The 12,789-nt window shown below is 45.7% G+C and carries 12 protein-coding genes; 11 read left to right on the forward strand and 1 reads right to left on the reverse strand.

Annotation, left to right across the window (positions count from 1 at the left end; genetic code table 11):
• Nucleotides 1–9 precede the first annotated feature (9 nt).
• Genes ACQEXS_RS20015 through ACQEXS_RS20065 form a run of 11 tightly spaced genes read left to right on the forward strand, consistent with a single transcriptional unit; the run spans nt 10 to nt 11,201 of the window.
• On the forward strand, nt 10–378 hold the full coding sequence (locus ACQEXS_RS20015) for a 3-hydroxyacyl-ACP dehydratase (protein WP_367990428.1): 369 nt from the start codon (nt 10–12) through the stop codon (nt 376–378).
• A complete protein-coding gene (locus ACQEXS_RS20020) occupies nt 371–2,077 on the forward strand; it encodes a glycosyltransferase family 2 protein (protein ID WP_427014969.1) in 1,707 nt (568 codons plus the stop codon). Before ACQEXS_RS20015 ends, ACQEXS_RS20020 begins: the two co-directional genes overlap by 8 nt.
• Nucleotides 2,055–3,608: an HAL/PAL/TAL family ammonia-lyase gene (locus ACQEXS_RS20025; RefSeq protein ID WP_427014970.1), complete on the forward strand. Its 1,554-nt coding sequence runs from the start codon at nt 2,055–2,057 to the stop codon at nt 3,606–3,608. The genes ACQEXS_RS20020 and ACQEXS_RS20025 overlap by 23 nt, the downstream gene beginning before the upstream one ends.
• Nucleotides 3,608–4,051 (forward strand): acyl-CoA thioesterase, encoded by a 444-nt coding sequence (locus ACQEXS_RS20030; protein WP_427014971.1) that lies wholly within the window; start codon nt 3,608–3,610, stop codon nt 4,049–4,051. The genes ACQEXS_RS20025 and ACQEXS_RS20030 overlap by 1 nt, the downstream gene beginning before the upstream one ends.
• Entirely contained in the window at nt 4,051–4,659 is a 609-nt protein-coding gene (locus tag ACQEXS_RS20035) for an outer membrane lipoprotein carrier protein LolA (protein WP_427011966.1), read from the forward strand. The genes ACQEXS_RS20030 and ACQEXS_RS20035 overlap by 1 nt, the downstream gene beginning before the upstream one ends.
• Nucleotides 4,631–6,985: an MMPL family transporter gene (locus ACQEXS_RS20040; RefSeq protein WP_427014972.1), complete on the forward strand. Its 2,355-nt coding sequence runs from the start codon at nt 4,631–4,633 to the stop codon at nt 6,983–6,985. Before ACQEXS_RS20035 ends, ACQEXS_RS20040 begins: the two co-directional genes overlap by 29 nt.
• On the forward strand, nt 6,982–7,605 hold the full coding sequence (locus ACQEXS_RS20045; RefSeq protein WP_427014973.1) for a DUF3261 domain-containing protein: 624 nt from the start codon (nt 6,982–6,984) through the stop codon (nt 7,603–7,605). The genes ACQEXS_RS20040 and ACQEXS_RS20045 overlap by 4 nt, the downstream gene beginning before the upstream one ends.
• A 9-nt stretch (nt 7,606–7,614) precedes the next feature.
• A complete protein-coding gene (locus ACQEXS_RS20050) occupies nt 7,615–8,802 on the forward strand; it encodes a beta-ketoacyl-[acyl-carrier-protein] synthase family protein (RefSeq protein ID WP_427014974.1) in 1,188 nt (395 codons plus the stop codon).
• The gene (locus tag ACQEXS_RS20055; RefSeq protein WP_367990436.1) at nt 8,795–9,259 is read left to right on the forward strand and encodes a hotdog family protein; all 465 of its coding nucleotides are present in this window, start codon (nt 8,795–8,797) and stop codon (nt 9,257–9,259) included. The genes ACQEXS_RS20050 and ACQEXS_RS20055 overlap by 8 nt, the downstream gene beginning before the upstream one ends.
• Nucleotides 9,256–9,981, forward strand: a complete 726-nt coding sequence (locus ACQEXS_RS20060; protein ID WP_427014975.1) for a 3-ketoacyl-ACP reductase FabG2 — start codon at nt 9,256–9,258, stop codon at nt 9,979–9,981. The genes ACQEXS_RS20055 and ACQEXS_RS20060 overlap by 4 nt, the downstream gene beginning before the upstream one ends.
• A complete protein-coding gene (locus tag ACQEXS_RS20065) occupies nt 9,978–11,201 on the forward strand; it encodes a beta-ketoacyl-ACP synthase (RefSeq protein WP_427014976.1) in 1,224 nt (407 codons plus the stop codon). The genes ACQEXS_RS20060 and ACQEXS_RS20065 overlap by 4 nt, the downstream gene beginning before the upstream one ends.
• Before the next feature lie 90 nt (nt 11,202–11,291).
• Here the strand turns inward: ACQEXS_RS20065 and ACQEXS_RS20070 are convergent, their stop codons facing one another.
• Nucleotides 11,292–12,578 (reverse strand): methyl-accepting chemotaxis protein, encoded by a 1,287-nt coding sequence (locus ACQEXS_RS20070; RefSeq protein WP_427014977.1) that lies wholly within the window; start codon nt 12,576–12,578, stop codon nt 11,292–11,294.
• Between the last annotated feature and the right edge of the window lie 211 nt (nt 12,579–12,789).

Raw genomic sequence — 12,789 nt, forward strand, 5'->3', positions numbered from 1 at the left:
GACATTTGTATGGCTAAACGAAAACCCACGATCATTTCTACCGAAGTTCACGCTCATCAGGCGTCGCTGACATTCAAAGCAGACGCAGATATCTTGGACTTTTGCGGCCACTTCAGTCACTTTCCTCTGCTTCCGGGGGTAACTCAAATCGACTGGGCGCTGCATTATGCAGTCGAACTTCTTAACACTCCACCCGCTTTCAAAGGGATGGAAGTTATTAAGTTTCAAGAGCCAATCCTCCCAGAGGCTGAAGCACTATTAACATTAAGTTGGGATGACGAGAAACAAAAACTGAGCTTCAAATACACCTCACAACGAAATGGTGATCTGGTTGTTCACTCTTCAGGAAAAATGAAACTGGGTGAAGCCAGTGAGTGAGCACAACCCCTGCTTTCTTATCCCTTGTTATAACCATGGCAGTACCGTGGCTGACGTTGTTGCATCACTCGCTCCTTTTGCATACCCAGTATTACTGATTGATGACGGCAGCAACCTGCAAACCAAGCAGGCACTAGAAGACGTCGCTGAACAACCCCACGTCCATCTGCTGACTCTTGCTGAAAATCAAGGCAAAGGTGGCGCGGTAATGGCAGGCCTTCGTCAGGCGCATCAACTTGGTTATTCACACGCAATCCAAATTGATGCTGATGGACAGCACGATGTTGAAGCGCTACCAAAACTGATCCTCGCTTCACAACAGCAACCTGAACATTTAATTTCTGGTCAACCTATCTACGATGAAAGCGTCCCTAAGTCTCGCTTGTATGGCCGCTATGCCACCCATATTTGGGTATGGATAGAAACCCTTTCCTTTGCTATTAAAGACAGCATGTGTGGCTTTCGTTCTTATCCTCTGGCACAAACTATAGCAGTGCTGGATAAGTACGATATTGGCGCACGTATGGACTTCGATATTGAAATCTTAGTGCGTATGTATTGGGAAGGAACTGACATTGAATTTGTTGAAACACGGGTGATATATCCTGAAGGCGGCATTTCTCATTTCGATGCACTCACCGATAACCTAAAGATCAGCTGGATGCATACCCGACTATTTTTTGGAATGATCCCAAGAATCCCAGCGTTACTCACTCGAAAATCCAAAGCTAACAAGCAACAGCACTGGTCTAAACATCAGGAACGAGGCACCATTCTTGGTATCAAACTCATGCTCACAATTTACAGTGTGCTGGGCAGAAAAGCCTTTAATGTACTCCTGAAACTGGTGATGCGCTACTACCATCTGACCGGAAAGCAAGCCAGAACCGCCTCCGAACAATTCTTAGCGCAATTACACATCTATGCGGCTGAGCGAGACATCCAACTGACGCAACCACTAGACAGTTATCATCACTTGCTCTCTTTTGGTCACACCATGCTCGACAAACTCGCAGCATGGAAAGGCGATTTCTCGGTTGATAATCTGACCATTCACGGACAGGAACACTTCGAGCAAATTGTGGCTAACCAGCAAGGAGTGGTGCTCTTAGGCTCACACCTTGGGAATATCGAACTTTGTCGAGCATTAAGCAGACGCCATAAACATATCAAGATCAATGCATTAGTGTTTACAGAACATGCTGAACGTTTCAACACTGTAATGAAAGCAGTTAACCCAAATTCCGAATTAAACCTAATACAGGTAAGTTCATTGGGACCAGACACCGCGATCTTGCTACAGCAGAAGATTGAACAAGGCGAATGGATTGTCATTGTCGGCGATCGAACGTCCACCAGCAAAGAGAGTCGATCAGTCTGGGCAGACTTTCTTGGTAAGCCTGCGCCGTTCCCTCAAGGCCCATTTATGTTAGCCTCTATTCTCAAAGCGCCGGTGTTCCTGTTGTTTGGATTACGTGATGATACTCGCAATGAACCACATTTTAATGTCTATTTTGAGCATTTTAGCGACAAAATAGTCTTGCCACGAAAAGAGCGACAAATTGCATTGAAACGGGTTGTACAACAATACGCTGACCGTCTTGAATTTTACACCTTAAAAGCACCGCTGCAGTGGTACAACTTTTTCAACTTTTGGACTTTAAGTAACCAGCAACATGACGAAGCAAACCCCAAATAGTATTACTTTTGGCGCAGAGCGCCTGACTATAGAAGATGTTGTCGCTATCGCTCAGGGCGCAGAAGCGACAATTAACACCACACCAGAGTACACGGCTAAGATAGACCGAGGTGTTGCCTTCCTTGAGCGCCTTCTGAAAGAAGAAGGCGTCATTTACGGTGTCACTACCGGTTATGGTGACTCCTGCACGGTTGCAATCCCACCAAGCCTTGTTGATGAGCTTCCTTTGCACCTTACCCGTTTCCACGGTTGTGGCCTAGGAGAAGTCCTGACACATGAACAAGCAAGAGCCGTTTTAGCAACACGCTTGTGTTCTTTGGCGCAAGGTGTTTCCGGTGTCACACACGATTTACTCAACCAAATCATTACCTTGATTAACCACGATATTTCACCCCGCATCCCTCAAGAGGGTTCTGTGGGCGCAAGTGGTGATCTTACGCCGCTCTCTTATCTTGCTGCCGCTTTAATCGGTGAACGTGATGTGATTTATAAAGGTGAGATCCGTCCAACTGCCGAGGTATACGCAGAGCTGGGTATTAAGCCAATCAAACTTAAGCCAAAAGAAGGTTTAGCTTTGATGAACGGTACATCAGTGATGACCGCTCTCGCTTGTTTGGCGTACAAACGTGCAGAGTATCTAGCTCAGCTTTGTACTAAGATCACCGCGATGGTTTCTGTGGGCATGCATGGGAATGATTTCCACTTTGACGAAGCATTGTTCGCGGTCAAACCGCATCCGGGTCAACAGCAAATTGCTGCATGGCTACGAGATGATCTCAAAGCAGACCGTCCACCACGTAACAGTGACCGCTTACAAGATCGTTATTCACTACGCTGTGCGCCGCATGTCATCGGTGTCGTTCAAGACTCTCTACCATGGCTACGCCAGATGATCGAAAACGAGCTGAACAGTGCTAACGACAACCCAATTATCGATGGCGATAATGAACGTGTATTGCATGGTGGTCATTTCTACGGCGGCCACATTGCCATGGCTATGGATACATTGAAAACAGGCATCGCTAACTTAGCTGACCTACTGGACCGACAAATGGCTCAGTTAATGGACTACAAGTTTAACAATGGCCTGCCATTTAACCTCACTGGAGCAGAAGGTGAGCGCAAACCAATTAACCATGGTTTTAAAGCCGTCCAAATTGGCGTCTCAGCTTGGACTGCCGAAGCGCTGAAACACACCATGCCTGCAAGCGTATTTTCTCGTTCAACCGAATGTCACAACCAAGATAAAGTCAGCATGGGCACCATTGCGGCACGTGACTGTTTGCGTGTTCTTGAGTTGACTGAGCAGGTTGCGGCCGCTTCACTGCTTGCTGCAACGCAAGCGCTGGAAATTCGCCGCCACCGAGATGAGCTTGATGAGACTCACATGAGCAGTAACCTCAAGATGATTCGCGATGCAGTATTGAGCGAATTCGATTTCGTTACAGAAGATCGCCCACTTGAAGCCGACCTGCGCCACTTTATTGGTCGCATTCAGCAAGGTTACTGGCCGCTATATCAGGAGAATTGATGAGCGACGTTCAATACCCACTAAATTCTGAGGTGACATTAGTCACCTCATTTCAAGATGCCGACCCCATGGGCGTTGTGTATCATGGCAATTATTTCCGTTTCTTCGAAGAAGCACGCCGCGTATTGATGGACAAAATTGATTACGGCTATCTGGCGATGAATGAATCTGGTTACATGTGGCCGGTGATCGATACTCGAGTCAAATACGTCAAAGCCATTCCGTTTAATCACCAAATCCGTGTGACGGCCACTTTAACCGAGTGGGAAAATCGTCTTCGGGTCGATTACATTGTTTTTGATGCGCAAACAGGTCAACGTATGTGTAAAGCGCATACTACACAAGTCGCGGTCTCTATGGCAGACCAAGAAATGTGTTTTGTATCGCCCAAAGTATTCACGGATAAAGTTCTACATTGGCACCAAACAGGAGCTTGCCTCTAATGCGTCGATTGCTGCTCTCTTTGCTTTTGTCAGTATCACCAGTGTGCTTGGCTCAGGTCACCGATTTAGCCTCGCTTCAAACTCAGCTTGCCCAACACCAGTTAGTTCGTGGTGACTTCAGTCAGGAACGACATATCGAGATGTTTGAGCAACCACTGACATCTTCAGGCCGGTTTACTCTCGATAAATCAGCTGGGTTATTATGGCAACAAACTGCACCATTTCCGGTCAACCTTACCTTAACCAAAGATAAGCTTCGCCAGACGTTTGCCAACCAACCAGCACAAACCATAACAGCAGAGCAGAACCCAATGGCATTTTACTTTAGCCATATATTTTTAGCTGTCTTTCATGGTGACACCAAGGCATTGAGTGAACAGTTTACGCTGGATTTCATTGAAGATAACGGTAAGTGGACACTTACTCTCACACCTAAAAAAGCCCCATTAAATGCGGTATTTCAACACATTACTTTAGTGGGGAAAGACGATATCGATACGCTGACTTTGCAAGAAATTCGAGGCGATCAAACCCAAATCCATTTTACCAACCAAACTCATCAGCCCGAGGTATTAACTGATGCAGAGAAAGCGCAATTCTCTTTCTAAACACTGGATTGGAAGTAAAGCGGTCGCTTTTCTATGGCTTGCAGTTGTACTTAGCTGCAGCGCATTGCTGGTAAAACAGTGGGCGTTTACTGCTCACTCCCCCATTGAAACAGATATTCTAAAGCTGCTGCCAACGGATCAACAAAACCCATTGGCAGAACAAGCATTTAATAAAGTCACCGCGAATATGAGCGATAAGGTGGTGTTTGTTCTCACTGCCTCTGAGCAAGTAAAACTGCATCAAGCTGCGAGCGAGTTTGAGCTTCAATTGTCACAAAGTCAGTATTTCGACAAGGTCACGGGACGTATCTCTGAAGCACAACAACGTCTTTGGGCAAAATACTATTTCGAGCATCGATTCCAACAACTGACACCAGAGCAACGAACAAGGTTAGCGTCATCACCTCAAGAACAAGTGCAAAAGGTCATTCAGTCGTTATATAACCCATTTTCAGGTGTGACTGGGCAAGAACTCAAAAACGACCCATTCTTAATTTTTCGCGACTATCTGGCGCATATCAGTGCCACATCATCACAGTTTCAGCTCAAAGATGGCTACTTAACAACAGAGTTTGAAGGAAACACCTACCTGCTGATAACCGCAGAGCTTAAAAATTCTCCATACAGTCTATCTGCCCAGCAAGCCGTACCAATGATCGAGCAGCTTGAAAAACAGTTAGAAAACCAATACCAAGTAAAAACTGCGCATACTGGTGTACTTTTTTATGCCGATTTTGGTACCCGAAGTGCAAAATCAGAAATCAGCACCATCGGGCTGTTTTCTTTGCTCGGCGTGATCTTACTCATCACCGTTGTCTTCCGCAGCATTACGCCACTCACTCTGGCATTGCTTTCTATCTCAGTTGGCTTATTGGTTGCCCTAGCGATCACTACGTGGTTATTTGGCCAAGTTCATTTATTTAGTCTCGTCTTCGGTGCCAGCCTAATTGGGGTTTCAATTGATTATGCGTTCCACTACCTCACTGACCGTCTAGCGGCAGGAAATCAGTGGCACAGCATCAAAGGGCTCAAACATATTCTAGCGGCCATCACATTAGGGTTGGTCACCAGTTTGATAGGTTATTTGGGATTGCTCATTGCCCCATTCCCTGGCCTGCAACAACTGGCGTTGTTTTCTGCGATTGGTTTGACAGCCGCCTACGCGACCGTAGTGGCTTGGTATCCCATTTTGGCAGCCTCACCAGCGAAAGCACGGTCACTTCCGGGGCAAACGTTGTGGCAGCAATGGTTTCAGTTATGGACTCGTCCTTACGTCCGAATCGGGCTGCCTAGTACCATTTTGCTGCTCAGCTTAGCCGCCCTAACTCAAGTCACCTACAATGATGATATTCGCCAGCTTCAGGCGATGCCAAGTGATCTCAAAGCGCAAGAACAGCTGATAAGTACATTGAGCGGGTTACAGCCTTCCCAGCAAATGATCGTGGTCAGTGCTGAGAACAACGAAACCTTGATGCAAAAGTTAGAACGCTTCGATCAGCAGCTACTAAGTTGGCAGCAAGACCATGTTATTTCGGATTATCAAAGTTTGAGTCAGTATATTGGTTCAGAGCAGCGTCAGCACCAAGACCATGATTTGATCAAAACTCTGTACAGCAACTTTGCGCGGCCGCTTGCTCACTCGCTCAAACTCGCAACCACACCAAAACTTGATGCAGATTACACGCCCGTTCACTTGCAGGATTATTTGGCAAATCCCGTCTCTGAAGCTGTGCGTTTTTTGTATCTTGGACAGGTTGAGACTACGGCGGAACCACAACAAGTAGCCGCTGTTGTGCTGTTAAATAAGGTGCAAAATCCTGAGGTAATACGCGGAGTCACAGAAAAAAAACCAGATATGGCCTATCTCGATAAAGCAGCAGATATTTCAGTCTTATTTGGCCAGTACCTCATAAAAATTATGGAGCTATTGGCGATTGCGATTCTAGTGATTGGAGCACTGCTAACCAAGCGCTATGGCTTTAAACACACGATTCGTATTCTATTACCATCATTAATTGCTTGTTGTGTCGGCATTGCTATCACTGTGGTTGTTGGCTCAACGTTGAATCTGTTTAATTTATTGGCTTTGATCCTCATCATTGGCATCGGCATTGATTACACCTTATTCTTTGCCGAACAAGCTCGAAGCCATAGCACACTACTTGCGATCACACTGTCTGCCATGACAACCTTGCTCTCTTTTGGCTTGCTTGCGTTAAGCCAAACGCATGCTATTCACAGTTTTGGTGTCACGGTGCTGAGTGGTATTTTTATCGCTTGGCTATTATCACCTATCGCAATCGCAGCGCCACAGGAGACAAAATGATCAAACGCACTGCTATACGTTTTGCTGGCTTAATCGCGCTTGCCAGTTCGCTTACGGCTTGTTCGTTAGTCCCAGATTCCAGCTCGGCGAGCGTACAAGTTGCCGCAGACACTTATGTTGAGCTCCCTCAACCAGCCGCTCTCGGTTATCAAGTCACAGCCAGTCAGCTTATTTCCGCCACTTGGCATACAGAGAAAGGCGCAAACACCCAGCAGCTACCTGTGCAACTACAAGTCAAAAATAACCAAGTGGTGCTCGCTGGTTTTTCTTCATGGGGAACCCGGATACTTTCGCTGGATTATCAAAATGAGCAGCTCAATACACAAGTGCTCAATGGCTTAGAAGGTTCACTGCCTCAACCAGAGCAAGTACTGTTCAATCTGATGATCACGCTGTGGCCGCAAAGCACTTGGGAAGCACCGTTAAATAAGGTAAGGTGGTCGATGGTAGACACCAAACAGACACGAACGGTCTACAACCAGCAGGGTAAAAAAGTTATCACTGTACGCTATGGTGCAGACAAACCTTTAGACGGCGATATCTTATTTCATAACGAGCTGTTGGATTACTCGATAAAAATCCAGACGCTTAATTATCAAACCCACAATGAACAACCGTAGATAGCCATCATGCTTACACACTCTTTTTCTCCCATTTTTATTCAAGACTGTGGCTTTCATTCTGCAATGGGCAATCAAGCAATGCGTATTCACCAAAGCCTAACGCTTGGTGAAAATGCCCACATGGAGCAGGATGCAGAAATTCTCAACACGGGCACGCCGACCATCATCGGTCGAGTCAAAGAAGCGCTGCCGGAGATCCCTGAGCCACTAGCCGAGTATCGTTCACGTAACAATCAACTCGCACTGTCGGCACTGCTGCAGATTGAAGATTGCATCCGCACGGCCATCGACCAATATGGTTCTGATCGTGTCGCGGTTATCGTTGGCACCAGTACCTCCGGCATCGGTGATGGTGAAATCGCCTTTGATGAAAAGCTCGCATCTGGCGAGTTCCCTTCTGATTACCACTACCGCAAACAAGAGCTAGGCAACTGCAGCGAATTTATCGCAGCCTACTTCGGTTTAACTGGCCCATGCTACGCTATTTCTACCGCCTGTTCCTCAAGCGGTCGGGTATTTATCTCAGCGAAGCAGATGCTTGAAGCAGGCCTTGTCGATGCCGTGATCGCCGGTGGAGCGGACACCATTTGCAAGCTAACATTGAATGGCTTCAATGGATTAGAAGCACTTTCTCAAACCCTTTGCCAACCATTTAGCGCTGATCGCAACGGTATCAATATCGGTGAGTCAGCAGCGTTTATGCTGCTGAGCCGAACACCGTCAGACATTGCTCTACTCGGTGCAGGCGACAGCTCAGATGCCCATCATATTTCCGCGCCGCATCCCGAAGGCAATGGCGCGGAGCAAGCCATGCGCAAAGCACTCAAAAGTGCAGGCCTTAAAGCGGAAGATATTGGTTATGTAAATGCACACGGAACAGCAACACCACTCAATGACAGCATGGAGAGCAAAGCGATTTATCGCGTCTTTGGCGATGCCGTTCCAGTTAGCTCCACCAAACCGTTGACTGGACACACACTAGGTGCTGCCAGTGCAACCGAAGCAGCCATTGCATGGCACATTCTCAAACATGATTTGCCGCTGCCGCAACAGCGCTGCACTAACAAAGCACCAGACGTTGAAATTAACTTGGTTGAAGAAACAACCCATCTCAATCGCAAAGCGATATTGAGTAACTCTTTTGCTTTTGGCGGCAATAATATTAGTCTGATTTTTGGTTACGTTAATGACTGACATTCCTTCAATTGATCAATTACTTCCACACGATAAGCCAATGATTCTGGTTGATCGTGCCATCGACGTTCAAGCCGACACTATCCATTGTCAGGTAGACATTGGCGATCATAACCCCTTTTTTGATCACCAAACTGGCACCATCCCCGCCTACGTGGGTATTGAATTTATGGCTCAGTCAGTTGCCGCTTGGTCGGGTTATCACTCACGCCAACAAGGCCAAGAGCCTCCTATTGGTTTTTTATTGGGTAGCCGACGTTATAACGCAAACTGTGACGTATTCCAGCAAGGACAAACACTGGATATTTATGCCCAAAAAGTCATGGAAGATAATGGCATGGCCGTTTTTTCAGCCCAACTTGAATATCAGGGCGAGCCAGTCGCATCATGTCAGTTGAATGTGTATGTGCCATCAGAAGAAAAATTAAAAGAAATGAAAATCAGGAGTCAACAATGACCCGTCAGGTCTTAGTTACAGGCGCGAGTAAAGGCATTGGCCGCGCCATTGCTATCCAGCTCGCTCAGGATGGCTTTAACATTGCCGTACATTACATGGGCGATCAAAAAGGCGCCCAAAGTACATTGGACACCATCGTCGAGAACGGTGGCTCCGGTCGTCTTATTCAGTTTGATATCAGCAACCGTGAAGAATGCCGTGCGAAACTCGAAGCTGATATTGAACAAAATGGCGCTTATTATGGCGTGGTGAACAACGCGGGTATCACTCGTGATACCGCTTTTCCAGCCATGACAGAAGAAGAATGGGATGGCGTGATCCATACCAACCTTGATAGTTTCTACAACGTGCTCCACCCATGTGTGATGCCTATGGTACAAAAGCGCAAAGGGGGCCGTATTGTCACGCTGGCTTCCGTCTCAGGCTTAATGGGTAACCGCGGCCAAACCAACTATTCAGCGGCAAAAGCAGGCGTAATTGGTGCTACAAAGTCACTTGCACTGGAGCTGGCGAAAAGAAAAATCACCGTAAACTGTGTTGCACCTGGGTTAATTGACACTGGCATGGTGGATGAACACGTCAAAGAGCATGCCCTGCCACAAGTACCAATGCGTCGTATGGGCGAACCCGAAGAAGTTGCGGGCTTGGTGAGCTACTTGATGTCAGACATCGCTGCTTACGTTACGCGTCAGGTGATTTCTGTTAATGGAGGCCTAATATGAGCCGTCGAGTTGTTGTTACTGGCATGTCTGGTGTTACTGCATTTGGAAATGATTGGCAGGCGATTGAGCCTAAATTGCGTGCATGTGAAAATGCCACCCAATATATGCCAACCTATGAGCAGTATGATGGCCTCAACACCAAACTCGCCGCTCCGGTCGATCACTTTGAATTACCGAAACACTACAAGCGTAAGCAAGTTCGCGGGATGGGTCGAGTCTCTAAATTGGCAACCGTTGCGACTGAAAATGCGTTGATTCAATCAGGCCTTCTTGGCAATAAAGTACTGACAAACGGTCAAACTGGTATCGCTTACGGCTCTTCAACTGGTAGTACCGATGCGATTGGTGCATTCGGTGTGATGTTGAATGAAAAAACCACCAAAGCCATCACCGCTACAACATACGTGCAGATGATGCCACATACCACAGCGGTTAACGTTGGTCTGTTCTTCGGTTTGAAAGGCCGCGTAATTCCAACCAGCAGCGCCTGTACCTCTGGTAGCCAAGCCATTGGTTACGCCTATGAAGCGATTAAACACGGTTATCAAACCGTTATGGTTGCCGGTGGTGGTGAAGAGCTTTGCCCAACAGAGTCAGCCGTATTCGACACCTTATTCGCGACCAGCTTAAAAAATAACGCACCAAAGACCACACCAAGTCCTTACGACAGTGATCGCGATGGCTTAGTTATTGGTGAAGGTGCGGGCACTTTAGTGCTTGAAGAGTACGAACACGCCAAAGCGCGCGGAGCTAAGATCTACGCTGAAATCATTGGCTTTGCTAGCAATTGCGATGCAGCCCATGTAACGCAACCTCAAATGGAAACCATGCAGATCTGCATGGAAATGGCGTTAAAAGATGCCAACTTAGCGGCAGAAAAAATTGATTATGTTTCTGCTCACGGTACAGCCACTGACCGTGGTGATATTGCAGAAAGTAATGCCACTGCCAATGCGATTGGTAAAGTGCCAATCAGCTCGCTCAAGAGCTATTTTGGTCACACCTTAGGGGCTTGTGGTGCTATCGAAGCTTGGTTAGGCCTTGAGATGATGCACAGTGGTTGGTTTAACCCAACCCTCAACCTCAACAATCTCGACCCACAATGTGGTGATCTCGATTACATCACGGGCAGTGGCAGAGAAATGGAGGTGGAATACCTGATGAGCAATAACTTTGCTTTCGGTGGCATTAATACCTCCATCATCTTCAAAAAAATATAAGCCTATCGCTTATTAATAATCGCCCGACTCCGCTATGTGTTGGGCGATTACGTTTCCTTTCATTTCCGATACGTGCTGGCTTAATAAACGCTACTTTTCAGTAAGCAAAGACACACTGGATGCAACGTTGTTCGCCCCTTCGTAAATCTGATTCATGACTTCTGACACTTCAGACATTTTGTTCTTGCCATACTTAGCCGATTCAGACACTTGTTCAACGAGGGTACAAACCTCTTGAGCGACCAGTTGATTGCTGCTTACCACGTTATTAATGTCATTGGTCGATGTGGACGTCCTTGATGCCAACGCACGAACTTCCTCTGCCACCACAGCAAAACCTCTGCCCTGCTCTCCAGCCCTAGCCGCTTCAATCGCGGCATTCAGTGCTAGCAGATTGGTTTGATCCGCGATTTCTTTGATCACCTGGACAATATCAGTCACGTCTTTCGAGCGTTGGTTGAGTTCAAAAATCCGGCCAGAGATTTGAACCAACGTATCTGATAGCTCTTCAGAAATACGAGCACTTTCTTCTAAAGAAGAGTTACCTTGTAAAGCAATTTCAGCAGTTTCCACAGATGTAGAATGCGCAATATGCGCGGCATCTGAAATAGCTAATTCGTGTTCTACATAGCTCGTAATGTCTGACGCAAATTTAATTATCTTATAAACCTTACCATTGTCATCAAAAATAGGGTTGTATGTAGCTTCAATATATATAGCGCGACCATCTGACGCTTTTCTTTTAAAACGGCCAGAACGAAACTGTCCTTCTCCGAGTTCTTCCCAGAACAGTGGATTTTCAGTGTAAAAATCATCAAAGCAAAATAGTCGATGATGTTTATTTTTCACTTCTTCAAGTCGATATCCCAATACACTTAAAAAGTTATCATTTGCGGTAATTACATTGCCATTTACGTCAAATTCAATTACGGCCAGAGATTTATCCAGTGCAGAAAAAATATTATTCTTTTGTTGGCTATCAACATATGACTTTGTTATATCAGCCGCTATTTTTACTATTTTTAAAATGTTATTTTTACTGTCTAAAACTGGAAAGTAGGTTGCTTCAAGCATGATCAGCTCACCATATTTATCAAATCGCTGAAACGTTCCGGTAAAACTCTTTCCTTGATTTAGGGTATGCCAAAAATCTTGATAAGCGGTTGAGTTAACATATTCTTTGTCACAGAAGATCTTATGATGCTGACCTATAACTTCATCTCTTGTATAACTGACACAGCCTAGAAACTTATCGCTTGCCTCAATCACGTAGCCATTCACATCAAATTCGATGGTAGGTAAATTATTTTTTATGGAGCGATAAAATAATGTATCACTTGGAAGTTCCACTTCTTTTTTATTCTTTTTAAAAAACATAGATCATTCCTATTTTTATTGGCTGATTAATATCATGATGTCCTTCATCACCGTTATCGGTATTTCTATTTAGTTACTTGAGTCAAGTTAAAAAACTATAATGACAAATAATTATTGATAATATTATTTATGTAAATAAAAGTATTTTTATGATGGTATAAAAAATCCCTACTAACTCCGTTAGTAGGGACTATTTTGAATTAAATCTAAA

It is taken from the genome of Vibrio sp. TRT 17S01 (genome assembly GCF_050113695.1).
Taxonomy (GTDB): domain Bacteria; phylum Pseudomonadota; class Gammaproteobacteria; order Enterobacterales; family Vibrionaceae; genus Vibrio.